General features: G+C 59.1%; 23 protein-coding genes. 20 read left to right on the top strand and 3 right to left on the bottom strand.

The window, feature by feature from the left end; translation table 11 throughout:
• Window positions 1-202 precede the first annotated feature (202 nt).
• The 20 genes from ACYVGS_RS13340 to ACYVGS_RS13245 all read left to right on the top strand — a co-directional run bounded on the left by ACYVGS_RS13340 (window position 203) and on the right by ACYVGS_RS13245 (window position 18,557).
• Window positions 203-2,194, top strand: coding sequence for a DNA topoisomerase 3 (locus ACYVGS_RS13340; protein ID WP_233916892.1), 1,992 nt, complete (start codon window positions 203-205; stop codon window positions 2,192-2,194).
• A gap of 744 nt (window positions 2,195-2,938) precedes the next feature.
• Complete coding sequence (locus tag ACYVGS_RS13335; RefSeq protein WP_233916891.1) at window positions 2,939-3,181, top strand: hypothetical protein; 243 nt, start codon at window positions 2,939-2,941, stop codon at window positions 3,179-3,181.
• A gap of 25 nt (window positions 3,182-3,206) precedes the next feature.
• Window positions 3,207-3,599 carry a hypothetical protein gene (locus ACYVGS_RS13330; protein ID WP_460589149.1) on the top strand — a complete coding sequence of 131 codons (393 nt, stop codon included), beginning with the start codon at window positions 3,207-3,209 and terminating at the stop codon, window positions 3,597-3,599.
• A gap of 355 nt (window positions 3,600-3,954) precedes the next feature.
• A complete protein-coding gene (locus ACYVGS_RS13325; RefSeq protein ID WP_233916889.1) occupies window positions 3,955-4,467 on the top strand; it encodes an STY4534 family ICE replication protein in 513 nt (170 codons plus the stop codon).
• Between the two features lie 62 nt (window positions 4,468-4,529).
• Entirely contained in the window at window positions 4,530-5,141 is a 612-nt protein-coding gene (locus ACYVGS_RS13320) for a DUF3275 family protein (protein ID WP_233916888.1), read from the top strand.
• A gap of 90 nt (window positions 5,142-5,231) precedes the next feature.
• On the top strand, window positions 5,232-5,612 hold the full coding sequence (locus ACYVGS_RS13315; RefSeq protein WP_233916887.1) for a hypothetical protein: 381 nt from the start codon (window positions 5,232-5,234) through the stop codon (window positions 5,610-5,612).
• Window positions 5,613-5,629: 17 nt separating this feature from the next.
• The gene (locus tag ACYVGS_RS13310; RefSeq protein ID WP_233916886.1) at window positions 5,630-5,890 is read left to right on the top strand and encodes a hypothetical protein; all 261 of its coding nucleotides are present in this window, start codon (window positions 5,630-5,632) and stop codon (window positions 5,888-5,890) included.
• An 82-nt stretch (window positions 5,891-5,972) separates the two neighbouring features.
• A complete protein-coding gene (locus ACYVGS_RS13305; protein WP_233916885.1) occupies window positions 5,973-6,623 on the top strand; it encodes a hypothetical protein in 651 nt (216 codons plus the stop codon).
• 66 nt (window positions 6,624-6,689) lie between these two features.
• Complete coding sequence (locus tag ACYVGS_RS13300; protein WP_233916884.1) at window positions 6,690-7,799, top strand: DUF6094 domain-containing protein; 1,110 nt, start codon at window positions 6,690-6,692, stop codon at window positions 7,797-7,799.
• A 112-nt stretch (window positions 7,800-7,911) separates the two neighbouring features.
• Window positions 7,912-8,205, top strand: coding sequence for a hypothetical protein (locus ACYVGS_RS13295; protein WP_063140606.1), 294 nt, complete (start codon window positions 7,912-7,914; stop codon window positions 8,203-8,205).
• Window positions 8,206-8,284: 79 nt separating this feature from the next.
• Complete coding sequence (locus ACYVGS_RS13290; RefSeq protein WP_460589148.1) at window positions 8,285-10,564, top strand: helicase-related protein; 2,280 nt, start codon at window positions 8,285-8,287, stop codon at window positions 10,562-10,564.
• Window positions 10,565-11,259: 695 nt separating this feature from the next.
• On the top strand, window positions 11,260-11,607 hold the full coding sequence (gene pilL2, locus ACYVGS_RS13285; protein WP_460589147.1) for a PilL N-terminal domain-containing protein: 348 nt from the start codon (window positions 11,260-11,262) through the stop codon (window positions 11,605-11,607).
• Window positions 11,604-12,389 (top strand): TIGR03759 family integrating conjugative element protein, encoded by a 786-nt coding sequence (locus ACYVGS_RS13280; RefSeq protein ID WP_460589146.1) that lies wholly within the window; start codon window positions 11,604-11,606, stop codon window positions 12,387-12,389. The genes pilL2 and ACYVGS_RS13280 overlap by 4 nt, the downstream gene beginning before the upstream one ends.
• A gap of 65 nt (window positions 12,390-12,454) precedes the next feature.
• Window positions 12,455-12,967 carry a transglycosylase SLT domain-containing protein gene (locus tag ACYVGS_RS13275; RefSeq protein WP_460589145.1) on the top strand — a complete coding sequence of 171 codons (513 nt, stop codon included), beginning with the start codon at window positions 12,455-12,457 and terminating at the stop codon, window positions 12,965-12,967.
• Window positions 12,964-13,500 (top strand): integrating conjugative element protein, encoded by a 537-nt coding sequence (locus ACYVGS_RS13270; RefSeq protein ID WP_460589144.1) that lies wholly within the window; start codon window positions 12,964-12,966, stop codon window positions 13,498-13,500. The genes ACYVGS_RS13275 and ACYVGS_RS13270 overlap by 4 nt, the downstream gene beginning before the upstream one ends.
• A 1-nt stretch (window position 13,501) precedes the next feature.
• A complete protein-coding gene (gene traD / locus ACYVGS_RS13265; RefSeq protein ID WP_233916881.1) occupies window positions 13,502-15,673 on the top strand; it encodes a type IV conjugative transfer system coupling protein TraD in 2,172 nt (723 codons plus the stop codon).
• A complete protein-coding gene (locus tag ACYVGS_RS13260) occupies window positions 15,670-16,419 on the top strand; it encodes a TIGR03747 family integrating conjugative element membrane protein (protein WP_233916880.1) in 750 nt (249 codons plus the stop codon). The genes traD and ACYVGS_RS13260 overlap by 4 nt, the downstream gene beginning before the upstream one ends.
• A 61-nt stretch (window positions 16,420-16,480) precedes the next feature.
• Window positions 16,481-17,167: an HNH endonuclease gene (locus ACYVGS_RS13255; RefSeq protein WP_233916879.1), complete on the top strand. Its 687-nt coding sequence runs from the start codon at window positions 16,481-16,483 to the stop codon at window positions 17,165-17,167.
• 138 nt (window positions 17,168-17,305) lie between these two features.
• Complete coding sequence (locus tag ACYVGS_RS13250; RefSeq protein ID WP_233916878.1) at window positions 17,306-18,274, top strand: IS30 family transposase; 969 nt, start codon at window positions 17,306-17,308, stop codon at window positions 18,272-18,274.
• A gap of 37 nt (window positions 18,275-18,311) precedes the next feature.
• A complete protein-coding gene (locus ACYVGS_RS13245; protein ID WP_420908537.1) occupies window positions 18,312-18,557 on the top strand; it encodes an abortive infection family protein in 246 nt (81 codons plus the stop codon).
• Window positions 18,558-18,586: 29 nt separating this feature from the next.
• On the opposite strand, the gene drmC is transcribed toward ACYVGS_RS13245, so the two are convergent.
• From drmC to drmA, 3 genes are read right to left on the bottom strand one after another with little or no spacing between them, the layout of a single operon-like run.
• Window positions 18,587-19,348, bottom strand: coding sequence for a DISARM system phospholipase D-like protein DrmC (gene drmC, locus ACYVGS_RS13240; RefSeq protein ID WP_233916877.1), 762 nt, complete (start codon window positions 19,346-19,348; stop codon window positions 18,587-18,589).
• Window position 19,349: 1 nt separating this feature from the next.
• Window positions 19,350-21,209, bottom strand: a complete 1,860-nt coding sequence (gene drmB, locus ACYVGS_RS13235; protein ID WP_233916876.1) for a DUF1998 domain-containing protein — start codon at window positions 21,207-21,209, stop codon at window positions 19,350-19,352.
• Complete coding sequence (gene drmA / locus ACYVGS_RS13230; RefSeq protein WP_233916875.1) at window positions 21,209-25,204, bottom strand: DISARM system helicase DrmA; 3,996 nt, start codon at window positions 25,202-25,204, stop codon at window positions 21,209-21,211. Before drmA ends, drmB begins: the two co-directional genes overlap by 1 nt.

The following is a 25,204-nucleotide window of genomic DNA, read 5'->3' as shown; positions in this document are numbered from 1 at the left end:
GCTCATTTTGCGCCAGCGATGGCTATACCATTGGTATAGCGCCACCGAGGTCCATCGAGGTCCACTCATCCCACCCCGCATGTCGGATCATAAATCCGGAATTCAGCCATAACGGGTTATGTGCAGCCAAGCCATTCACCAGCCGTCATGCTGTCACCTATTTGATCACTGGGCCAACCCATGACACCCGAGGAGGAACAGCGTGCGGGTCTATCTGTGCGAGAAGCCTTCGCAGGGCAAGGACATCGCCCGTGTGTTGGGTGCCCAGCAACGCGGTAACGGATGCTTTACTGGATCAGGCATCACGGTGACCTGGTGCATCGGCCACCTGCTCGAAACCGCACCGCCGGAAGCCTATGGTGAGCAATACAAGCGCTGGTCAATAGAACAGTTGCCCATTATTCCCGAGCGCTGGCGCAACGAGGTCAAAGCCTCGACCCAGGCGCAGTTCCAGATCGTCAAGCGACTCATCGGCCAGGCGAGCGAACTGGTGATCGCCACCGACGCCGATCGCGAAGGCGAGATGATCGCCCGCGAGATCCTCGACCTGTGCGGCTACCGTGGGCCAATCCACCGGCTCTGGCTGTCGGCACTGAATGATGCGTCCATCCGCAAGGCGTTGGATGCCCTCAAACCGGGAGCGGAGACCTTGCCCCTGTACCACTCGGCACTGGCACGTTCACGGGCAGACTGGTTGATCGGTATGAACCTGAGTCGTCTGTTCACCCTGCTGGGCCAGCAGTCCGGTTATGGTGGTGTGCTCTCGGTCGGTCGGGTACAAACGCCTACGCTGAAACTGGTGGTGGATCGTGATCGGGCGATAGCGAGTTTCGTGGCCATGCCCTATTGGGACATCGAGGTGATGCTTGGCCACGACGGTCAATCCTTCAAGGCCAACTGGGCACCCCCAGATGGCAGTACGGACGACGCCGGTCGCTGCCTGCAGGAAACCGTGGCACAACATGCTGCCGCTGCACTACGCCAGACCCGTGACGCCACCGTGATCCACGTGAATACGGAGCGCATGCGTGAAGCGCCGCCACTGCCATTCGATCTGGGCACCCTGCAGGAAGTCTGCTCCCGGCAGCTTGGGTTTGACGTGCAGGAAACGCTGAATATCGCTCAGTCGCTCTACGAGACCCACAAGGCGACGACCTATCCTCGCAGTGACTCCGGCTACCTGCCTGAGAGCATGCTGCCCGAAGTGCCAACCGTGCTCGACGCGCTGCTGACCACCGATCCCAGTCTGCGACCATTGATCGAGCGGCTCGACAGGTCACAGCGCTCGCGTGTCTGGAACGACAGTAAGGTGACGGCACACCACGGCATCATTCCCACATTGGAGCCCACAAAGCTCTCGGCCATGTCGGAGAAGGAACGGGCGGTGTACGCGCTGATCCGGGCGCACTACCTGGCACAGTTCCTGCCGCACCATGAATTCGACCGCACCGAGGCCCAACTCACGGCGGCCAGTCAGTCACTTCACGCCGTGGGCAAACAGGTGATCCAACCCGGATGGCACCGGGCGATGCCCCGCCACGAGCAGGACGAGGAACAGAAGGATATTCAGAGCCAGCAACTGCCGTCGCTTGAAACCGGCACTGTGTGCACACTGGAACAGGTCGAGTTGAAGGCACTCAAGACCAAGCCGCCCCGGCCCTACACCCAGGGTGAACTGATCAAGGCCATGAAGGGTGTGGCCAAGCTGGTGACCGACCCACGGCTCAAACAGACACTGAAGGAGACCACCGGCATCGGCACCGAAGCGACCCGCGCCGGTATCATCAATGGCCTGCTGACACGTGGTTTCATCGCTCGCAAGGGCAAAGCGATTCGGGCTACCGAGGCAGCCTTTACGTTGATCGACGCCGTGCCTGGCGCGATTGCCAATCCGGGCACCACCGCGATCTGGGAACAGGCCTTGGATCGGATCGCATCGGGCCAGATGACGCTGGATGGCTTTATCGACAAGCAATCCGCCTGGGTGGCACAACTGGTGCAGCAGTACCGGGGCGCGTCCCTGGCGATCAGCCAACCGGAAGGACCTGCCTGTCCGCTATGCGGTGCCGTCACGCGACAACGACGTGGCAAGCACGGGGCGTTCTGGGCCTGTTCTCGGTATCCGGAGTGCAAGGGTGCCCAGCCGCTCAAGCAGGGAAAATCCCGTGCACGCGGCCGCAGGGCCAAAACCTGAAATCGCACGAACACCCGCACCCCGCGTGGTGCCCCAGCACGCCCTACCTTCTGTCACGGTGTGCGCGCCCGGCCATTCTGGCCGTCGGCGAGAAGGTCTTTGTTCATCGATTCCGGCATCTACGGATTCACCCCATCATCAGTATTCGCTGCTCGCGTAGGGTTTCCTGACGGTTTGTGGCAGGCCATGCCGATCATACGAACCGTCAGGAAACCCTACGGGGTCAGCCGTATTCGGTGCCGGTGCCCGCCGGCGAAACAACGGGCTCCCTTTGTGCGCGGATGTGTGCCAGAGGATACCGGCCCCAGCCACGACACGGGCCGGGTGTGCATGCTTAAACAGCGCCAGGTTCCACCCACGACCCGGCTCTGTGCAGCCCACGGGTGGTAGTTTCTTCCGCGCCGAAGGCAAGGACCTTCGGCTATTTTTCCCTTGCTGCACTACCCGCCACTTACCCTGAAAAACAGGGTGCTTTCCATTGCGGTTTTCCCGTCGCCGACACCTCTGAAACACCGGAACCTTACCCCATGCGTCGCTGATTCCGGTCAGCACCATGCCCAGGCAGCTCCGGTCCTCAAGGCTGCATCCTGGTATGCCAGGACGACCGATCCAGTCCGCTCCGCATCGCCTCGCGGACGATCGCCCCAACCGGGCGACGATGCTTCATCCATCTACGGGAATCCCCATGCCCCGTTGGGATGTGGCGCTTCCCACCAAGCCTTTCATCAACGTAGGGAGAGTTCCATGTCCATTCAAAACCTCATCGACAAGCCAGTCACAGAGGCCGGTGCCCTGGCACTGAACTACACCGGTAAGCGCCTGCCGCTTCAGGTACTGCACAGTGCCACCGGTTACTACCTCGGCACCTTTGACAACGGCACCGAAGGCGGCCCCGTTTCCCGCGAGTCCGTCGAATATTTCCCTTCTCACGAGGCTGCCAGCCATGCCTTACAAACCGGCGCATGGACACAGCGGCCCCAGCCATGATTCTCGGTCATCAGGAGCAACGAACATGCATACGATGAACAATCAGGCAATGCTGGAACAGATTGCCATCAATGAACACCACTTCTCGCAAGCCCCCGAGGCTTTCTTCCGGGCGTGGAAGAGTGGCGTCCAACTGCTCAGTCCGACGCTGTTTGGCTTGGGCACCAAGGCCCATGTCGATCAAGCAGAGGACAAGTGGGAGTTGTGCCCCAACCTGGAAGTCATCGACCAGGCCATCGGCGTGATGAGTTCCGGTGAGCGGGTCTTTCTGGCCGCCATGGTCAGCTTCTACAACGCCAACATTGGCGGTGTGCTGCTCAAACGGGTGGGCGTCCATGGTCTGTCCGACCTGGGAGGCCTGGATCTGGAGCACCGTCAAGTCATCGCAGACCTGGTCTTGAACTACACAGGCTGGTGACAGCCATTCGACCGAGCCCCGAGAAGGGGCTCATTTTTGCCAAGAAATTGGGTAAGACATGGATTCCGATTCCCGGTGGCAATCCGACACATTGGAATGCCACCCTGCCCACATGTTCCGCTGATGTATCAGCGACATGCCCAGGTAGCCACGGTCTTCAAGGCTACGGCGCGGTTCCGACCGCGTGACCCAACCCGTTCGCCCCAGCATCCCCAGCGCGAACGACCATCCCTCGGGATGGTGGATGCACAAGCACTACCAGGATCATCCGATCCATCAACCCACGCGGGGGTTATGCCTCCCGACAGGGTGGGTGTGTCTCCGCTCGTTCCTTTATCACGACAGGAGATTCACCATGAACCCTTCATCCGACCTTTCCTACTTCGACCTGCACATCACGGGTCTGGGTTATCTCAACCGCATTCGTGAAGTGCAGCCCCGCAAGGGCGACGCTTTCCTCGCTTGCGACATTGCTGCCTTGAATGGCCCGAGCGATTCACCGGATTACCGCCGTTTCGACGTGCGTGTGTCCGGTAGCGAGGCCCAGCATCTGATCCGCCGTTGCCAACAGGCCGTCGAGGCCGAACGCAAGGTGCTGATCGGTTTTCGCCTGGGTGACCTGTGGGCCGACACCTTCACCTACAGCAAGGGGAAGCGTGCCGGTGAACAGGGCGTCAGCCTGAAGGCGAGACTGCTGTTCGTCAGTTGGATCAAGGTCGACGGTCAGCTCGTCTACAAGGCTGAACCCAAGGCCACTGACGACACGTCGCCTGAGCCTGTATCAGCCGCTGCGGAGGATGCCCCTGCATCCAACGACGTAACCGTCGATTCAAACCAAGACGTGACCGCCTCGGCGAAATCCTTCTGAACTGCATGGCCCCCGACGGGGCCTTGCTTCCTTCTCTCACCATTCAGCACCAGGAGCTGACCATGATTACTCTCTCCGGCCAATTGGCCATCCGAACCATCCACGGCAGGAACGGCGACTTCAATGTTGGCCGCCTCGCCACTTCCATCGGTGAGTTCGTCATCAAGAACGCCGAGCTGGATCAATACCGCGAAGGCAAGTACGAGGGCGATTTCGTCATCACCGAAATTCGCCCGTCTACGTACAACACCAGCGGTCGCATGGTCATCGAGATTCGCGCCCATCTGGGCGGGATGACCCTGTCGAATATCGACCCCCTGAGCACGGACGAAGCCAACCGGCTGAGCCCGCAGGAAGTCGATCCCATCGACGAGGAAGCTCAGCCTCCTGTCCCCACCGCGACGGCAACCACCGACGCGAAGGACGACAAGGCGTCGAGCCATCCCCTGGTCGACACCACGCCGTTCGGCACCACCGCTCCTGGCACATCGGCCAAGCCGACAGTCCAGGACGATGATGCCACCTTGTTCGGCGCGCTGTGGCCGCTGGGTGATGTCGTGAAACTGGATGCCACCGTCGATCGTCGGCAGTTGCGCCAGCAACGCGACCGCCTCGGTGCCCTGGGTTACGAGTTCGCTCCGCTGTCCCAGGACTGGCATCGCATCATCGCTTGATCACACCGTCGCTCAACGCGACGTTCCCACCACCCGCCGGGGTCTCACCTCGCTGGGGAGAGCTCCGGCATTTTTTACAGGAGAACTCCCATGGGCTGGTATTTCTCGCGGCAAACCCGCGCTCAACTCATCCAGGAACTGATCCAACCACAAGAAGGTGAACGCGCCCACTATCACGTCATAGCACACGCTCTGCGTGGCAATGTCATGTGGTCAGTGGTTCGCATCACTGCCAAAGAAAGCGGCATCTTCGGTCTCGATGCAGGTGAGTCGACAGCGTTCATCCGCTGCGATTTGCTGCAAGGGTCTGGTGACGACTGGGGCTACAAGCCTCTGGAAGAAGCCATGCACCCGTACTACTACTCGTGCCCCTTGCGCTACCTCGACATGGCTCCCGAGCAATGTCGGGAATGGCGTGACGGCGTGCGGGCCTATCACGCACGGCGACGTGCGCCAAGGCCAATGGCCTGATCCAAGGAGGTGATGACATGGACCCGATCCTGGCTTTGCTTCCGGCAACACTGCTGCAGTTCGTCGAAGACCAGCTGTCCAACAACGACGTCGCTTCCGACGCGGAGTTGCTCGACGATTTCGTCAGTAGCGGCCTCACCGAAAAGCAGGCACAACAGGCCTTGCGCTATCGCAGTCAGTACCTGTGCAATTTCTATCTGGAAGGCTTTACGCCGATCCTCAAAGGCGCTCAGGCGCGTCACTTCAACCCTTACAGCCGTCAGTTCGAGTCGGACTGATATTGGTTTTCATCCACCCAACAGGGGCACTTGTTCGCCCCGCTGGGCGCTGGTGTCCCTTTTCAATCACGAGGACATCGACATGCCCACACATTCATCCACTCAACCGCTGTTTCGGATCGACGAATGCCCCGACCTGATGGCCGATGGCTGCGTCGCTGACGAACACGGCAATCTGGTCTTTTTGTCTCTCTGGGCGCGTGACACCGCCGTCCAGGAATTCCTGGCCCGCCTGACACTCGGCAGTGCGGAGCAGGGATTGGACCGATTCCATCTCATCACCGACCAGGGTGCATCGGTGCCGATTTTCGTCGGCAACGCCGATCACCTGGACAAGCGCTCCACACGTGCCTTCCGCCGAACCCTGTTCGGTTCCATGGTGCATCTGTGGTTGTTTGATCCACACTGTGTAAAGCCGGACAAGGCCAATGCCAGTGCACTGACCCTGCTGCCAAGGGACAAGTCCGACCACACCGACCGCCTGTGGGCGCTGGTGCGGGAGACCTGCCCCTTGCCTCTGCTCGATCACTGGCGCGACACCGTGCTGGCACTGCTGCAATCCCGGGAGATGCTGGCCCGTCTGCCATTCGCCCTCGGGCGACTGGAGGGCCACCGGCTGACCCTGGACGTCCCGGCGCTGACCACGGCACTGGGCGATTTGATTCGCAACGGCACCCTGGGTATCGAGCAAGACGAACTGGATGACGGCAAACCGCTGCGTCGGGTGGCCTGAACCACTCCCACACTGGGCATGTGCAGACATGCCCACGTTTTTCATATTAGCCAACAGGAGAAACCCATGGCTCTCATGTTTCCGCGCCTTGCGCGCAATTTCATCAAAAACGGCTACTTTCCAACGGACGAACCTACCCTGGAACGTGCCCTGTCCGCGCTGGCCCCCGCCAGCAGATCAATGTCCATTCTCGATCCCTGCGCTGGCGAAGGCGTGGCGATTGCCGAAGCCGCTCATGCCCTCGGGCGTGAACAGGTCAAGGCCTTCGCCGTCGAGTACGACGCAGAGCGCGCCACCCATGCGCGCAAGCTGGTCGACCGCTGTCTGCACGGGGACCTGATGGACACCCTGATCTCCCGGCAGTCCTTCGGTCTGCTGTGGCTCAACCCGCCCTATGGTGACCTGAGCCGTGGTGTCGATGGCAACATCGGCTACCAAGGCAAAGGCCGGGCCAGGCTGGAGAAGCTGTTCTATCAACGCACTCTGCCGCTGTTGCAGTATGACGGCGTGCTGGTGTTCATCATCCCCGGCTATGTACTCGACGCCGAACTGGTGGGCTGGCTGACGCGCCATTTTGCCGACCTGCGTATCTACCGTGCGGTGGATACACAGTTCAAGCAGGTGGTGATCTTCGGTCGGCGCATCCGTCAACGCGAACAGGACAGCGAAGAAGCCAGGGCCGTGCGCAGCCGAATGTTGCTAATCGGTCAAGGTGAGCTCGAAGCCGAGGAGCTGCCAGATGCCTGGCCGTTCCAGCCCTACAGCGTACCGGCCTCGCCCGGCGATCCGGAGCACTTCTATCGCGTCACGCTCGAACCTGAGCAGTTCGCGGACGAAGTGCAGCGCCTGCAGGGACTGTGGCCATCGCTCGACACTCATCTGGGTGCCGTGCATCAGGCACCACGGCCTCCGGCCCGTGCCTTGTCTCACTGGCATCTCGCCCTGGCTCTTGCAGCCGGTGCGATTTCCGGCGTCGTGACCTCCAGAACCGGCAAGGTGCTGGTGGTCAAGGGCGATACCCACAAGGAGAAATCCTTGACCACGGAGTACCAGGAACGGGATGACGGCTCGATTGCCGAGACACGTATCCTCACCGACCGCTTCGTACCCGTGATCCGCGCCTGGGATCTGACACCCGCCTCCGAAACATTGGGGCAGGTGCTGACCATCCGCTGATCGCGTTTCACCGACGGCTCGCCGTCAACTTCATCCATCTGTTTCATTCACCCACCGGGGTCCTGTCACCCCGTCGGGTGCCGTGGCCCCTTCATTTTGAGAGGAAAACACCATGGCACTCGTAACACTGTCCCAACCGCTGTTCCCAGCCGGTGACATCGTCATGACCCAGGGCGTGAGCGACCTGATTCAACGCGGTGCGCTCAATCCCAGTCCCTATCTCCAACGCCATCTGACTGGCGACTGGGGCGATCTGTGCGACGAGGATCGGCGTACCAACGACGCTGCTCTCAAGCACGACGACCGGCTGTTCTCGTCCTATCAGGTCACACCAGCCTTGAAGCTCTGGATCATTACCGAATGGAACCGCAGCGTCACCACGCTGCTGTTGCCAGACGAGTACTGATCCACTTTCTCCCAACCCTGGGGCATGTCATCGCCCCATCGGGGGAGGTGCATGCCCCAATGACATCTGGAGCATCACCATGACCCTCGAAACGTGTTCTGACACCATCTGTTCCGAAAGTACCGCGCAGGGCGACCTGCTCGATAACTCTTCATCCCTGCTCGACATCAGCCTGCAGGACTTCGTGTCCGAGTTCGGCGACGAGCTGCTCGACTCCCTCAACCGCGCCAACCCGCCGGTCTATACCGGTCAGGCAAAGGCGCATCGCCAGATCCTGCTGGCTGGTCTGAAGCGGCAGTTGTTTCCCGCCCAGGCCGATGTGGTCCACGCCGTCACCGAACTGCTGGTCGATCGTGGCGAACGCGCTGCCATCGTCAACGGTGAAATGGGCTGCGGCAAGACGACCGTCGGCATCGCCACGGCCGCCGTGCTCAACGCTGAAGGCTACCGCCGAACGCTGGTGCTCTCGCCACCCCACCTGGTCTATAAGTGGCGGCGGGAAATCCAGGAGACCGTGGCTGGTGCCAAGGTCTGGGTGCTCAACGGCCCGGACACCCTGGTCAAACTCATCAAACTGCGCGAGCAGTTGGGTGTGTCGCCCCAGGGGCAGGAGTTCTTCGTCCTCGGTCGCGTGCGTATGCGCATGGGCTTTCATTGGAAGCCGGTGTTCGTGCGCCGTCGTACCCGTCACGGTGAAGTGGGGGCCTGCCCGCATTGTGGTCAGGTCATCACCAACTTGGACGGCGAGCCGATCAACCCGGTGGAGCTGGAAGCGGAGGAATCCCGCCGCAAATGCAGCCACTGCGCCTCGGCGTTGTGGACGCTGATCCGGCCCAGAGGGCTATCGGCCAACGACCAGTCACAGGCCGTGCTCAAGGCGCTCAAGCGTATTCCCACCATCGGTGAAGTCACCGCCCGCAAGCTGATGAACAAGTTCGGCGAGTCGTTCCTAGCATCCATGCTCGGCGACAACCTGTACGAATTCATCAACCTGATGGACGACGACGGCGAGTTGGTGTTTTCCGACCGCCAGGCCCAGCGCATGGAGCGCGCCATGGCCTCGATGGAGTTCGGCTTCGGTGAAGGCGGTTACCAGCCGTCGGAGTTCGTGAAGCGTTACCTGCCGCAAGGCACGTTCGACCTGCTCATCGCCGACGAGGCGCACGAGTACAAGAACGCGAGCTCTGCCCAGGGGCAAGCCATGGGCGTTCTGGCGTCCAAGGTACGCAAGACGCTGCTGCTCACCGGCACCCTGATGGGTGGCTACGGCGATGATCTCTTTTATCTTCTGTTCCGAGCGTTACCCGGACGCATGATCGAAGACGGTTATCGGCCCAGCCAGCAAGGCAGTCTCACGCCAGCCGCAATGGCGTTCATGCGTGATCACGGCGTGCTCAAGGACATCTACTCCGAGAGCAATGGTTCGGCCCACAAGACCGCCAGGGGCAGCAAGATCACGGTGCGAACCGTGAAAGCCCCCGGTTTTGGTCCCAAAGGCGTGCTGCGCTGCGTATTACCGTTCACGGTGTTCCTGAAGTTGAAGGACATCGGTGGCAATGTGCTGCCGCCCTACGACGAGGAGTTCCGCGAAGTAGCCATGGCCGACGAGCAGGCGCGAGCCTACTCACGACTGGCGGGGCAGTTGACCGCCGAATTGAAGCAGGCCCTGGCGCGCCGCGATACGACCCTTCTGGGCGTGGTCCTCAACGTGCTCCTGGCCTGGCCGGACACATGCTTCCGTGCGGAAACGGTCAAGCATCCGCGAACCCGCAACCTGCTGGCGTTCACCCCTTCGCTGTTCTCCGATCTGGAGGTCATGCCGAAGGAACAGGAGTTGGTCGACATCTGCCGAGAGGAAAAGGCTGCCGGTCGCAAGGTGCTGGCCTACAGCGTCTACACCGGGACACGGGATACCACGTCTCGGCTGAAAGGGCTGCTGGAGCAGGAAGGCTTCAAGGTGGCGGTGCTGCGCGCAAGCGTGGATGCCTCCCGCCGGGAAGACTGGATCGCCGAACAGCTCGATCGCGGCATCGACGTGCTCATCACCAATCCCGAGCTGGTGAAAACCGGCCTGGACCTGTTGGAGTTCCCGACCATCGTGTTCATGCAATCGGGCTACAACGTCTACTCCCTGCAACAGGCCGCCCGTCGCTCCTGGCGTATCGGCCAAAGGCAGCCGGTCAGGGTGATCTACCTCGGCTACGCCGCCACCTCGCAGATGACCTGCCTGGGGCTGATGGCCAGGAAAATCACCGTGTCACAGAGTACGTCGGGAGACGTGCCGGAATCCGGGCTCGACGTCCTAAATCAAGATGGCGACTCGGTGGAAGTGGCGCTGGCGCGGCAGTTGGTGAATTGAGTATTGCTTGATCTTCGACGGCCCCTTAGGGGCCGTATTTTTCTCTACTACTCGTAAATCCAGCAATCATTACGGCGATGAATTGGAGAAAGTCAGCTTTGACTTGGGGTATGTCGTGACGCGATAAAACAGTCTTAACCAAACATGAGGTTCCATCCATGACAACTTCTCAGTCCATCCGCTATAAAGGCTATACCATTGAATCCGCTTGCTTCTTTGACACGGACATTAAGCAATGGCACGTTCGCTGCGTCATCATCAAACCTGATGGGGAACGTTCACAATCCATAGCATGCCCCCGCCCACCTTGGACGAAGACGAACGCGACGCCATAGAGGCAGCAGTGCAGTATGGAAGTTTCCATAGTCCAAAGCGGTGAGTGGTAATAACCTATATCGACTTTGGCACCCCATAGGCGGACGACAATGCTGCCGAGTCGCCCCACTCAAATACGGTAGCCTGGCAGTTCCCATTCTCCACTGAATACGATGGCCTTCCCCTGTGATGCTAGGAGCACACAGCTTCGGGGATGCCATCGTATGCCAACCATCCGCCTTCATGTTCCCGCCAAGAATCTCGCCCTCATAGCAGGTCTGATTCCCGCTATCCTTGGGGCGGGGTGCGCCTCGACCGTCCCTCCTGTTCCCGCTGAACCAGAGGTCGAAACCACACCACCACCAGTACCAAGCAACTGGGTGCCCATCGCTCGCTACGGTCGCTACACGCTGGTGGAACTGAAGCCCCAGGCGGCCCAACACAATCTCCTGTTGCAAGTGGTCGATGTGTCCATGCCGGGACTGCCTGATGTGACGGTAGGCGATGGTCTGCGACATGTGCTGCAACGCTCCAGCTACGCCCTGTGTGACAGCGATCCCCGAGTAGCAGCGCTCTACGATTTGCCCCTTCCGGCTGCCCATCTGCAACTTGGGCCAATGTTCCTCCATGATGCTTTACTGACCCTGGCGGGACCCGCCTGGGAGCTGCAGGTAGATGACCGAGCCCGGCAAGTGTGCTTCACACCGAGTCAGGAGACATCGCCATGACGCTTCGATCCGGCAGGAATTTCACTCGTGGGCAGTTACCGTGGGAGGCTACGGTGAAATCCTGTATACCCGTCGTGCTGCTGGTGCTGATCATTGCTCTTGTCCCGACGCTTACACTTGCCCAAAACGTTCCCGCCACCAGTTCTCGCATAGCCTCCAGCCAGGAGAGCCCGAGCAGTGACACGACACTTGATGAACACAGGGCAAGAGAGTGGGGGCTGCAACCCGAGGAGTGGGCACGGTACCGGCAACTGATGCAAGGATCACTGGGCATCCATTCACCCAACCTGGACCCACTCACAGCGCTGGGTATCGAGGCACGCACCGACGAGGAACGCCGCCACTATGCAGAACTCCAGGTACAGGCCGAAGCTCGCCGCGTCGAGAAAACGCTGGCCTATCAACGGGCCTATGACGCCGCCTGGCAGCGGCTCTACCCCACACTCCAGCGTGTCGATCTGGCGGGAACGAGCAGCACCGGCAACGGAGACCTGTCCTCCGTGCGGCTAGCCGTCTTCGTGAAGGAGGGCTGCCCGCCCTGTGAACAGCGAGTCCGACAGTTGCAGGCCGAAGGCGCGGCGTTCGACCTGTACATGGTCGGCAGCCGCCAGGAAGATGCCCGCATCCGGCAGTGGGCTACGCGGGTGGGAATCGACCCGGACAAGGTTCGGGAGCGCGCCATTACCCTGAACCACGACGGCGGACGCTGGTTGTCCATCGGCGTGCAGGGTGATCTGCCTGCCGTCGTTCGTGAGGTCAACGGACAATGGCTGCGCTTGTGAGACTTCGACATCTGGCTGCCATCTGCCTGTGCGGGCTGCTCGCATCGCCAGCAATGGCGGAGACGGTGAACAAATCGCTGATCCCGCCACCGGCCTACCAACTGGCCGCTCATCATGCCGATGTGCCATCCGCCGTGTTGTATGCCATCGCGCTTCAGGAAAGCGGCATCCACCTGAGAGGCCAGCGCGTTCCCTGGCCGTGGACACTGAATGTCGCTGGCCAGCCACGGCGATTCACGACACGGGCCGCTGCCTGTGGCGAACTGCAAGATGCTCTTGATACGCAGCCGAACCAGCGTATCGACGTAGGGCTCGGGCAGATCAATGTCGGCTACCACGCCCATCGCGTAGCGCACCCCTGTGACCTGCTCGACCCGTATCGCAATCTGCGCATCGCCGCCACCATCCTGCGCGAACAGTACCGACAGGGTGAAGATTGGCTACCGGCGATTGGCCGCTATCACCGTCCAGCCGGTGGCACGCCTGCCGCCCACTACCGCCGCAGCGTTCATCAACACCTGTCGCGTGTCCACGGTGGCCCGGCAATTCTGGCCGCGCCAGGGAGGTCACTACCTTGAAACATCACGTGCATGCACTGTGCTGGCTGTTGGGTATGGCAAGCCTGACTGTCTCTGCCGATGACACCCGACTCATCATCGTCGAGGACCGAGGCGGTGTCTCAGCTCTGCCGTACTACCAGGCACTGGACTTGCCGCCCAAGGGCACGCCCATTGCCCCACCTGCTCATATCGAGGTGCCAGAGGCGCCCTCACAGCCTTTCAGAGAGGCAGACATGCTGCCAGTGAAGTCGGCACTGCTGTCACCGGGCAGAGTGGAACGCCGCTCAATTCAGGCTCCAGGGTTACAGCCGATTTTTCTGGTGGGTGACGACGAACTCTCCCGTACATGGCTGCGCCAGCGTGCAGCCAGTTTGTTGGCACTGAATGCCATAGGTCTGGTGGTCAACGTCGATACCGCCCAGGGGCTGGCCCGGCTACGAGATCTGGCCCCTGGCTTGACCCTGTCACCAGTCTCCGGTGACGACCTGGCCCAACGACTTGGGGTTCGGCACTACCCGACGCTGATCACGCCCACGGGCATCGAGCAGTGACATGGCCCAGCCCCATGCCGTGGAGGTCATGTTGCGACCTGCCGTCGAGTTGTACAGCGTTGGCGTCAGTGTCGGTGCCGCTGCGCTCTGTCTGTTCGCGCCCTGGTCACTGGCCCTTAGCCCCTTGCTGGGACTGGGAGCCGCTGTAGGTTTCCTGACCTTTGCCGTCATCCGCTTTCACGACGCCAGGGTGATCCTGCGCTACCGCCGCAACATCCGCCGCATCCCTCGTTACGTGATGGCCAGCCGCAACGTGCCAGTGAGCCAGCAGCGCTTGTTCGTTGGCCGAGGGTTCCGCTGGGACCAGCGCCATACCCACCGGTTGATGCAAACCTACCGCCCGGAGTTTCGCCATTACGTCGAGCCGACACCGGCCTATCGGCTTGTCCGCCGCCTGGAGGAGCGACTGGAATTTGCGCCGTTTCCATTTCGATGCCTTGGCAGGGTAACCGTCTGGGATCATCCTCTGAATCTGCTCCGTCCGCTGCCACCTGTGGGAGGACTGCCTCGTCTGCACGGCATCGAGCCGCTGGAGACGGACGTATCCCTGCCGCTGGTGGAGCGGGTCGGCCATACCCTGGTACTCGGCACCACACGGGTCGGCAAAACCCGCTTGGCAGAGCTGTGCATCACCCAGGACATCCGCCGCAAGGTCAATGGCGAACACGAGGTGGTAATCGTGTTCGACCCCAAGGGCGATGCCGACCTGCTCAAGCGCATGTACGTGGAAGCCCGGCGTGCCGGGCGAGAGGGCGAGTTCTACGTGTTCCATCTCGGCTGGCCGGATATCTCTGCCCGCTACAACGCAGTGGGCCGCTTTGGACGTATCTCGGAGGTCGCCACGCGCATCGCGGGCCAGCTTTCCGGCGGGGGTAACAGCGCCGCCTTCCGCGAGTTCGCCTGGCGCTTCGTCAACATCATTGCCCGCGCTCTGGTGGAATTGGGACGACGTCCCGATTACCTCCAGATCCAGCGCCACGTCATCAACATCGACGCGCTGTTCATCGAGTACGCCCAGCACTTCTTCTCCAAAACCGAGCCGAAGGCCTGGGAAGTGATCGTGCAGCTCGAAGGGCGGCTGAACGACAAGAACATCCCCCGCCACATGGTCGGACGGGAAAAACGTGTGGTGGCCATCGAGCAGTACCTGTCCCAGGTGCGGGTCTACGATCCGGTGCTCGACGGGCTGCGCTCGGCGGTACGCTACGACCGTACCTACTTCGACAAGATCGTCGCCTCACTGCTACCGCTGCTGGAAAAACTCACCACCGGCAAGATCGCGCAGCTGCTGGCCCCGGATTACGCAGACCTGAACGACCCACGACCGATCTTCGACTGGATGCAGATCATCCGCAAACGCGCCGTGGTCTATGTCGGCCTGGATGCTTTATCGGATGCCGAGGTCGCGGCGGCCGTGGGCAATTCCATGTTCTCCGATCTGGTCTCCGTGGCCGGGCACATCTACAAATTCGGCATCGACGACGGTTTGCCCGATGCCTCCTCTTCTGCTCCAGGCAAAGTCGCCATCAACGTCCATGCTGACGAGTTCAACGAATTGATGGGTGACGAGTTCATCCCCATGGTCAACAAGGGTGGTGGCGCGGGGATTCAGGTGACCGCCTATACCCAGACCTTGAGCGACATCGAGGCCCGCATCGGCAACCGGGCCAAGGCGGGACAGGTGGTGGGCAACTTCAACAACCTGTTCATGCTGCGGGTGCGCGAGACTACCACCGCCGAGTTGCTCACCAAGCAGTTGCCCAAGGTCGAGGTCTACACTACCTCCATCGTCAGTGGGGCCACGGACACCTCCGACCCGCAGGGGCATACGGCCTTCACCTCCAACACCCAGGACCGCATCACCTCCACCAGCGTACCTCTGATCGAACCGGCTCACGTGGTCAACCTTCCCAAGGGCCAGGCCTTCGCACTGCTAGAAGGGGGAAACCTGTGGAAGCTGCGCATGCCGCTGCCCGCCCCTGATCCCGACGAGGCCATGCCGAAGGACTTGCAAGCACTGGCCGACTATATGCGTCAGCACTATCTGGACGCGGGCGAATGGTGGGAAAGCCAGGGCAGACCCGCGCTACAAAGCGAAGGCCTGCCCGATGACCTCTTGGATGACTTCAGGCAGATGACCACCGACGAGACCGATGGTGCCGAAGCATCATGAGCGACCCGGCAGCCACCGCCCAGCGGCAACAGACGCGGCAGCGTAACCTCGTCGGCACGGTGGTCACCCTGCCGTTTCGCCTCTTCGGCGTACTCTGTGGCTCACTGCTGCTCTGCATCCTGGTGGAATGGGTCGGCATGCACCTGTTCTGGCCGGAGGAAGAATGGCGTCATGCCCAGTCCATGGTGCATTACGAACTCGATCAACTCTCCACCCACTTCACCCGCAGCGTGGTAGTACAGGAGCCAGGCCGCACCGCCCATCGGCTGATCGACGGCGCCCATGAATGGATATTCGTCAAAACCGGGCTGATGGACTGGATACAGGGCGCGGCATCTCAGACTCGCTCTGGGGCCGATAGCCCAACCCGCGACTTCCGCTACTACCTGGGTGTGGTCTACGTCCATTTGGAGAGCTACCTGATCGCCGCCGCCTACATCTCGCTGGTCTTCCTGGTGCGTCTGCTGGTGCTGTGCCTGATGCTGCCGCTGTTCTGCATGACCGCCTTCGTGGGGCTGGTGGATGGCCTGGTGCGCCGGGACATCCGCCGGTTCGGCGCGGGACGGGAATCCGGTTTCGTCTACCACCGGGCGAAAGCCGCCGTGATGCCGCTGCTGGTGCTGCCCTGGGTGATCTATCTGGCTCTGCCGGTGAGCGTGAGCCCGTTACTGGTTCTGCTACCCAGTGCTGTGATGCTGGGCGTGGTGGTGGATATTGCGGCGGGGAGCTTCAAGAAGTATTTGTAAATTTGGACGCATACAGGGCAAGATCATCTTACTGCAACCAATATACGTATTGAGGAAAGTTTTGAGCGATAACTGGACTGAAGAAGAACTCCGCGCATCCGTCGATGCCTACATTGAAATGCATCGGCTCGAAAGCAGTGGCAAACCTTTCACCAAGAAACCCTATTACGAATCTCTCGCTAATAGGTTCGGCCGCACTGTAAAGTCATATGAATACCGAATGCAAAACATTTCTTACGTGTACTCGCTTCAAGGTCGCCGGTGGGTTTCCGGCCTGAAACCAGCTCGTAACGTTGGCTCCAACGTCATCCAGAAAATCGAAAAACTCATAGCCGCCAGTGAAGGACAGCAGTTCGGTTCAAATGCAGGCTTCGAGGCTGCAGTTGAAAAGCTCAGTAAAAATCCTCCGGCATCACCACCGAAGGGAAATAAAAAACCATCATCCATTCAATCATCCGTTACCCAATTTGTTAGAGATCCCGCCGTCGTCTCATGGGTCTTGGCTGAAGCGGCTGGCCGTTGCGAGTGCTGTGAAGCTCCTGCACCATTCGTACGTGAGGACGGCTCGCCTTTTTTGGAAGTTCACCACCTACAGCGCTTGGCAGATGGCGGCGAGGACACCACGAACAATGCTGTAGCACTTTGTCCAAATTGCCACCGAGAATTACATTACGGTTCTGAAAAACGGGAATTGGGAGAAAAACTGCGCGCGAAAGTAATCCGACTTCAAAAGGAAAGCGTAAAATAAGTGATCTATCAGATTTCAAAAAAGTCGCAAAATTAATTGGCGTGAATTCAATTTGTAAGTGCAACTCAGAGGGTCGGAACGAGAGGCGAGCTGCGGTAGCATCGGTGCTTTTCGTTCCGGCAAGAATGAGAAGCACTCATGAGACACTACACACAGCTCGCCCGAGAGCAACGATACCAAATTCACGCGCTTTTGAAAGCCGGCCACAACCAGTCTGAGATTGCCATGATTCTGGGTTGCCATAAATCGACGATCAGCCGCGAACTGCGCCGAAACCGCGGTTTGCGTGGCTATCGCCCCAAGCAAGCGGATCAGCTGGCGATGAATCGCCGTGCAGAGAAAGTTAGACCTCGCCTTCAATCTGAGCACTGGGCCTTGGTCAAACGGCTCTTGCGCGAGGACTGGAGCCCCGAGCAAATCAGCCTCTGGTTGGCTAAGGAACGGCGCCTGACTATCAGTCATGAATGGATATACCAGTATGTTCTGGCCGATAAACGCCAAGGCGGCGATCTGTACCGGCATCTGCGTTGCCAGAAGGCCCGCAAAAAGCGCTATGGGGCTTATGAGCGGCGCGGGCAGCTCTCAAACCGTGTCTCCATTGACGAGCGTCCCGCCATCGTTGAGCGACGCTCTCGCATCGGCGACTGGGAGCTCGATACTATTATCGGCAAAAATCATCGCCAGGCACTTGTCTCCCTGACAGAGCGCAAATCGCGATTGACCCTGATTGCCAAAGTGGCCAACAGGGCCGCCGATAGCGTCGAAGACGCCGTCATCTACCTGCTTGGCCCCTTGTCTAACCGTGTTCATACAATCACTTCTGACAATGGTAAAGAATTCGCCAATCACGAGTGCATTGCCGAGGCACTCCGAGCGGCCTTTTATTTCGCCCATCCCTATGCCTCTTGGGAACGCGGTCTCAATGAAAACACGAACGGCCTCATCCGGCAGTACTTCCCTAAGGGCAGCGAATTTGCGTCAATCTCAGAGGACGACTTACAAATGGTGATGGATAAACTCAACAATCGTCCCCGTAAATGCCTTGGCTTGAAAACACCGAATCAGGTATTTTTCGGGATCAACCCACCTGTTGCGCTAGCAAGTTGAATCCGCGACCCTATGCTACAATATATTCGACGAACTTTTGTTAAGGGACACTAGTGACATTCCTGATGAGGCCAAAGCGGTTGAATCAATTAGAAAACTCCTCAGCAATTTAGCAACCGTTGCAAATGGAGTGGCAGAGCTTAGGAACAAATATGGAACCGGTCATGGAAAAGCCGGACAAACGAAAGGGCTGACTCCTCGGCATGCAAAACTTGCTGTTGGAGCCGCATCTACTTTGGCAGTATTTTTGGTCGAAACACATCGGAGCCAGAACGACTGTTAATGAAAGTTTGAAAGAATCCAACTTGCGCTTTACACAGGCGATACTATTCTCGTATCGACCAGCGCACGCAAATGCTCGCCAAGCAGCCGCGGAATATGCCCTCCGGTATGAAGCAAGCCCGCCTCCATATTGCGCTCCATGGCGAAGCCCGTCAGGTTGGCACTGGTGATGAAGCAGGTGTGATCATCGGCGACGGCGACTTTCGCATGCACTCGTCCATTGGTGAAGGACTCGCCTTTGTCGCGCCAGGCATAGAGCTTGGCAGCAGGAACCAAGGCTTTCATCTGACTTATGGCGTCGAAACTTATGCTGCCTCCATGTTCCTCTGACAACTCCAACAACATGGAAATTTCAACACCTCTGTCGTTGGCTGCATTCAACCCTTTTACGATCGACGAGACCTCATAAGCCACGAAACTGGTGACGAACAAGGTGTGCTTCGCGGAGTTGATGACTTGTAGCAAGGCCTGTTCCGTACGGCGCGCCGAAACGTAAGGTGTGGTTGGCCCCGTCCAGACGAGCTCGGTGGATTGTGCAGCGGTATTCTTGGCGTGGACATGACTGGCAGTCAGCAACATCGAGGCAAGCTCATTGGAAGTGACATCGGTGCTTGCCCATGCTTCCAAAAGCTGTGTGAGGCTACTGGAACCAGCAGGGGTACCCACCACTCCCGCCAAGACCATGGGGGCCTTATCAGGCCCTACGTCGCGAATCCGAGCCGCGATGGCTCGGACCTTTTCAGGAGAGACCTGTCTGACCAATGTCGCTACTGCATCGATAATGGCCTCCACGTCACACGACTCCCTTGAAGAAAGCAGCGTCCGCGCGTTCCAGAGTCTGTATCAGCAGCGAGCGGTCCAAGTATCGGTTTCCCTTTTCACAGGAGGTCTCTGCGACCAGGCTGCACGCATGGCAGGCCGCTGCATGGAGAGATCGATCTTGCCGGGGGTCATGCTCCGAACAGAGAGGGTCTGATGAGCAAACCTTGGACCGATTCAGCGCCTGTTCCAGCAACCTTCCCAGGTTTTCTGGTCTGCCAAGGTCGACGAGCCCGCCGAGCGTGCCATCCGAATCTGCCGCTGCCGTGTAGATGAGGATACCTGCTTGAGGGCTATCACCAGAGGTATCGGCATAGATACGCTCGCGTATGCTTGCAGCGTTATACCCACATTCCAGCGCCAACTCCCGGATCAGGAGATGCGAAAGGGTATGGAGCATGGCATATCTGATGCCGGGGTAGCCTTCGTCCGGGTCCAAACGCCGCGAATTCCGCCACCCCTTATGGCCACCTCGAAGCATACCGTCCACTTCCTTGACCGCATCCAGGCTTTCCCATGTTTCGATTGCCTGTTCATCGAACTGGATGAAGATACCTTCCCCGTGTACCTCGCTGGCGGGCACCCAGTCCGGGTTACCTCGGGTCAGACTGGCTCTCTGGGGACGTTCTCCAGGTTCACCTGACTCTTCTGGTGCCTCCACACGAGTGAATCCCAGCAGTGCATTGACCTCCCTCAAACGCTCCAAGAGCAATACTCTGCCGATTTGATCGACAAACGACGAAGGCGCCGCCACTTTCTTACTCATGAAATGCGGATAATCGGTGGGAGGGTCTTTTTCCGTCAGGACGTCCCACTCCGGTGCCTTGATATCAGCCTCGGTCACTATCTCATCACCACCACCGGCACGATGGGATTCGATGGCAGCCCAGATGGCAGAAGCCGGATATTTGTCTATCCCGGGTAAGGCACCTGTCTTCTTGAGAGTCTTGACCGTAACGGCCACCTCTGCCTCCGACTCCAGGTCCTCGAAGAACTCCCAGCCATCCTGCACCAATTGCCCGAGAGGGTCTTTTGTCTGTGGAATGGCGAGTGCAGACAAGGTGATCGGGAACCAACTGTTCGTAGCACCTAGCAGAACCGCGCGGGGCTCTTCATCGCACCCATCCCCAAAGTGATCCAGGTGTGGGTGGCGTCCTCTACAGGCCGGCAAATTCTCTTGTCCTGCCTTCCCGAATGCATGCGCCATGCTGCGCGATGCCCCGCACTCATCGCATTTCACCCACAGGTTTTCGGTCTGAAGTGATGCGCCACTTTCGAAGAAGCGTAAGGTACCCTTACAAGTGCTATTTCCTCCATGCACGAAGTAATGCCACGGAAAATCATCCAGATGCCCATCGCGGCATGCCAACAGGAAACGAGCCGGTACGGCGTCCGCATCCTTGGCCGGGAGATCACCCTTCGATCCTCGACACCCCTTGTGGACGAAACGGGTACGTTCCGGTCTATAGCGATTCTCTTTGATTTCGAATAAGCCTGCGTCAAAGGGAGAGAGCAGGCCGCATTTCACACAACGCAGCCATCGCGGGAACGGTCGTACCGGAACACCAATGTTGGCTTCCGACGACCATGGGTCGACGAGTTCGCTCTTCTGGAAGGGAGGCATCCTCAAGCTTTCGACCTGTGCCCCCAGTTCTTTCCTGACGGCAGCCAGCAAGCGAGCCTCCTGAATCGGCTGACAACGATCCTTTTCCCACCGATCCGTACCAAGTGTCACCACGGAGAGATTCGGCAAATCAATCAGCGAGCCGGGGCCATAGGTCCAGAGCAACTGGCTGGGTCTCACTTCCCCTACGGGAGTCTTATCATTCATCATCACTGATCCTCACCGCCATCCGTACTACGAGGCTTCCATGGGTTCTCGTCTGACAGACGGGAGACATTCATGATCAAGCGAACACCAGGTTCGACCTCCCGCATCGACATGGGCACTGTCCAGTTGTCCCAGGCTTGGACACCGGGTGATTTGATCAATGGCGCAGTCCTGTCTTTATCTGGGCCTCGCTTTTCATAGGCAAGAATACGGCCACCCTTGCTGACTTCTTTGGCCCACTCGTCGGCTCGCTCCTTCAGCTCCTGTTCCGCCAGGTCCTTCGTTCCAGTGGACTCACTCACATTCCACGCTCGCTTTACGAGCACGTCCATGGCTTCGGTGATTTCCGACTGATCCGACTTTTCAAGCTTCCCGGCCCCCTCATTTGGGCTGAATTCATCATTCTCCAAACGCATCAGGCTCAATAGAGAGCCCGTGAGCCCCCTATCCATGGCACGGGGGGAGAATGGCGTCACCGATTGTGCTTCGACATGCTTGTAGAAGGTGGCGTGGTAGTGCTCGAACGTCTCATAGTGAGACAGATCGCGCGGCCTGGCCCAGGTGAGCACCGTACATACCAGCCCCGGGAAGGAACGCCCAACCCGGCTGGTCGCCTGAATGTATTCAGCAGTCCCCTTCGGCTGGCCATTCACCGCCATCAACCCCAGACGGTTGACGTCCACGCCCACCGAAAGCATGTTGGTGGCGAGCACCACATCAATGGCCCGGTCTTCCCCATCTTGCCATTTCGTCACGAACTTACCGGATGCCGGGTCGAATTCAGCCTTGAACCTGACCTCCAGGTTGTCGAGATACTTCGGGATATCCTGGCTGGATACACGAGAAGTCAACTCCCGGATATTGTTCACGCCACGCTGTGCCAGCGCGGGACGGTCGACCATGCTCATCTGGACTCGATAGGAACGCGTCTGCACGTCGTCTTCGGCCAACCGCTTCATTCCCCCTAGTTCACGCAGCGAATTGAAGTACCCCACCATGGTCATGTAAGGGTCGGCTGGTTCCCCGAAGCGATCGAACAGCGCCTGCGCTGCGGTGAGGAAGGCAGTGTAGACACGGATCAACATGGCCGGACGGGAGCTACCCGGAGAACAGACACCCAGATACCGGCGGCCTGGCTTGTCTTCGATGGAACGCTGTATCGAGAAATAGTTGTCTTCGACGTCCAATCCGTGTGGAGGGAACACCGAGACCTGACGCATGAAGACGTTGTTGACCTGCTCCTTGGCCTTACGCACCGTGGCGGTCGATGCGACGATCTTCGGCTTGATATTCTTTCCGTCCAGCTTCCAACCACACAGTTCGTCCACTGCCGATTCGTACAGGCCGACCATGGTGCCGAGTGGCCCACTGATCAAATGGAATTCGTCCTGGATGATCAAATCCGGCGGGCGTATCGGGGAAACGGGTTTGGTCTTAGTTGCTGGAAGCCCTTTACCTGCCTGATGAGTGCCATTGCACTCGGCCCCTTGCCACAGTAGGCCGTGCCGCTCACATTCCTGTCCTACACGACCGAATAGGGTCCGTACCTGACCGCGCCATGCCATCATGGCGAATTTGTCCACGGTGGCGATCATCATGGTCGGAGGGCGATGATAGATCTCTTCGTCGACAGTCAGAACTGGGATGCCGGGGTACGGTTGATTGCTCGACCGACCACGAGAGAATGTGCAACTACTTTTCTTATCGCCGCAGTAAACCACGGTGCGGCCACGCCCTCGATCCACCATCACATCTTTTCCAGGATCGATCTTGGAACCACACCAGGGGCAACTGGTGAGTTGAAGCGGGGAAGTCCGGCCGGCCTTGTTCTTGTTCGTATCCCGCATGTCTTGGACGGCATAGTGACTTTCTTCGGTTGTCCCCGGTGTCACCTTGTTACCCACCCATAGCCCGATGGTGAAAGGCTCCTCTCCGAGCGATTCATCACCTCGTATATGAGCATCCCGCCGAAGCTTTTCCATAGCGCATATCAACGCGGTGGCACGCTGAAACTGTTGTAATGTCAGAAGGCGAAGGGTGTAACGCATGATCACGGCAAGGCCACGGGAGCTATCGTAACCTCCGAGATCACCTTGCAACCGGCGAATGGCCATGGTGAAAGCGGCAACGCCCAGGTAGGCCTCCGTCTTACCGCCGCCCGTAGGGAACCACAGTAAATCGGCGTAGGCCTCGACAGGCCGCACCCTATCAGGGTGTGTGGGGTCGGCCAACGAAGGTATTGAGAGTAATAGAAACGCCAACTGAAACGGGCGCCAACTCCTGTTCTTTGGTACATCGAACTGATCGACAGAGACATTTAGGCCCCGTCGAGTCTCCAGGGCATACTGGCTCCTGATACGTTGAATGGCCATCGCTTGGTTGGCAAACCTGAATGCGGCCAATGCATTTTCATCCCGCTTCAACGCATCTATACCGTCTCGAAGGCGAGCCTGAATCTCCTGGCATCGAACCAATGCCTGTAGTGCCTGGTCATCATAGCCAGTCACATCTTTACGGATTCGGGAGCGTTGTTCCTCGATCCACTCCGCATAGTCATTGGTCAATACGCTCAATGCATCGACCAATGAACCTACGTCGAGAGTGGCGAGACGCTGCATGTCCAGCAGGCCACTAGCCACCATTTCGCGCATGGCGGGACGATCGGACTCATCCAGCCCAGGCGTCTCCGTGACCTGCACCTCATACTCGGGCATGACGGTGGTAGCGATCTCCGTCGCCAGCGTAACGTCCTCCGCCGTCACCGCATGGACAGCGACGCCATGTCCGACGGCGAATTCGACCCGGTTACGATAGATCATTTCCAGAGCTTCACGCTCAGGGTCCATGCCATCGGCATCCAGCACGGGACGACGCCGGAAAATGGCATGATCCACAGCCCCCTCAGCCGAGCGAACGACCAGTTCCGGCTGGAATACCCATGCCACGTCACGGTTGGTATCCGGTTCCTCTTGGGCATTTACCAAGAACAAGGTCACCAGGCGATCCCCATTGGCATTCTTCGGGCGCACCGAGCCCTGAATCCTGACCTCGGGATGCTCGCTATCCGGAGCACGATGAGAGATGGGGCCGTCGACCAGGGGAAGGGTCAACTTGCCGCCACAAGGAATACGTTGCCAGACTTTGACTTTCTGCCCATTCGGTTTGACCAGGTCATGTTCATCATTGGGCAAACGTTCATAACGCCCCCAGCGAGCTTCTACCTCGATGCGATCAGCCTCACCATTGACACAGAAGGTCATACCCAGGCTACTAGGAACCAGGGATTGATTACTGGAGGCGTCGATCTCGTCACTCGCATCCGCCTCAGGCTCGACACGCCCGGTCGACCTCCCAAACTCTGCACCAGGCTCGTGTTGCCCTGGTGCCTTGGGGTCGATGGGTTCTTCAGGTGCCTCATCGGCCATGGCTCCTTCAAGCCCTTCGAGTCCGCCTCGTTCCGCATCCCGGGGGGCCAGTTTGCCGACCAGATAGCGATCCCGAACACTCATGTCGACGATACGCTCATGGGGGCCACCAGCAGGACCGAGCAAGTCATCCATGACCGCCAATTGCAGTAGCTCCCGGATATACGATTGATCTTCGATCAGAGGAATGTCGGCGATCGTCTTTCCCGTGGCCTTGGGAAGAGACTCCACGAAATCGGTCCATTGGATACGACCGATACTTCCCGATGAAGGCGGAGAAAGCGGCATCTCCCCCGGTGAGACGGGCTCATCCAGCAGCAGTACATGGTCAAAATAGAGCCTGGTCTCAACGAGGCTGGACCGTACACCCGATACACGGCCTATACGTGAAATCTCGCCAGAAGTACTCAGTATGACGACCCAATCATTTTCGCCAATGGCCTGGTACAAGGATCGGTCGCCCTTCAAGACGAGCGTGTAAGAGGCTACCCTGCAATCGATAGCAAGGCCGTGGTCCATGGCAACCCATGCGTTGGGCTGGCTGGTCGTACCTGTGTTTGAATCATTATTCAT

The organism is Haliea atlantica, from assembly GCF_054779855.1.
This window is presented reverse-complemented; position numbering and strand designations above follow the sequence as displayed.